This is a genomic window from Nonomuraea lactucae (assembly GCF_003313395.1).
Classification (GTDB): domain Bacteria; phylum Actinomycetota; class Actinomycetes; order Streptosporangiales; family Streptosporangiaceae; genus Nonomuraea; species Nonomuraea lactucae.
In genome coordinates this window covers 1-1,272 of the sequence record NZ_QNFZ01000480.1, presented here as the reverse complement: position 1 = coordinate 1,272, position 1,272 = coordinate 1, and the positions used below count along the sequence as shown (strand labels likewise).

Genomic DNA, 1,272 nt, shown 5'->3' with positions numbered 1-1,272 from the left:
CGCGCGCGCTGCCCGGCTTCGCCGACGAGCTGGCCGCCGCCGCGCGGTCGTTCGACGACGTGACCTACGGCGGCGTGCCGGGCACGCGAGCCGCCTACGACGCCATGAGAGACCTCGACGAGCGGCTCCGCGTGGCCCGCCCTGTGCTCCTGGCGGGCCAGGCCGCCGCGGGCGCCCCAGGAGGCACGAACCCGCTGGACACGGGGCACTCCGGCACGGCGGGTGGCTCGGGCTCGGGAGGCACAGGCTCTGGTGGCTCGGGCTCTGGTGGTTCAGGCTCTGGTGGCTCGGGCTCGGGAGGCGCGGCATGACTCTCGGCATCCGGCCCGCGCAGGCCCGCCAGTCCTCCCCCACCTCGCCCACCGTGCGCTCCACCTGGCGCGCGGCCCGGGTCGGCGTCGTGCTGGCCGTGCTCGTCGTGGTGACCGCGGTCGCCGGCGTCCTGCTCGGCTCCGGAGGGCGTGAGGCCCGGCCGCTGGACCCGGACGACACCTCGCTCGCCGGGTCGAGGGCTCTGGCCCAGTTGCTGCGCGCCCGCGGCGTCACCGTCGACCGGGTCGACTCCGTCGAGGCGGCACAGGCCAAGGCCACAGGGGGCGGCCGGCTGCTGCTGATCACGCAGGCGGGCGGGTTCGACGAGCACCGCCTGGCGGCAATCCTGGGCGACCGGCTGATCGTCGGCGACCAGTTCGGCCTGGACGTGCTGGCGCCCGGCGTGCGCACCCACCTGCGCGAGTCCCGCGAACGCTCGCGCGAGCCCAGGTGCTCGCTGCCCGCCGCCACGGCGGCCGGCAGCGCGTTCATCGGCGGCCCGGTCCTCACCGGCCCGCGCTGGTCTACCGGCTGCTACCCCGCCGGCGACGGCTGGTCGCTGGTGAGCTACCCGAACGCGAACGGCACGACCACGGTGGTGAGCAGCGGCGAGTTCATGACCAACCAGCGCCTGGCGGAGGACGGCAACGCGGCCCTCGCGCTCAACCTGATCGGCCCGGCCAGGGCCGTCACCTGGCTGGTCGAGCCCGAGAGGCCGCCGGTGAGCGAGCTGCCCGGCCCCGAGGGCAAGACCATGTACGACCTCATGCCCGAAAGCATCCCGTGGGCCGTGCGGATGGCGCTCGTGGCCGTGCTGGTCGTCGCCTTCTGGCGAGGCAGGCGGCTGGGGCCGGTCGTGACCGAGCGGCTGCCGGTCGTCGTGCGGGCCGCCGAGACGGTCGAGGGCCGCGGCCGGCTCTACCGGGCCAGGCGGGCCAGGGCCAGGGCGGCCGAGGCGCT

2 protein-coding genes are annotated in these 1,272 nt (G+C 76.3%); both read left to right on the top strand.

What is annotated here, in order from left to right; translation table 11 throughout:
• A partial coding sequence (locus DQW85_RS46000; RefSeq protein ID WP_205315327.1) for a DUF4129 domain-containing protein occupies positions 1–311 on the top strand: 311 nt, incomplete at its 5' end.
• The coding region (locus DQW85_RS22815) for a DUF4350 domain-containing protein (protein WP_162795255.1) at positions 308–1,272 on the top strand (965 nt) is incomplete at its 3' end. The genes DQW85_RS46000 and DQW85_RS22815, both read left to right, overlap by 4 nt.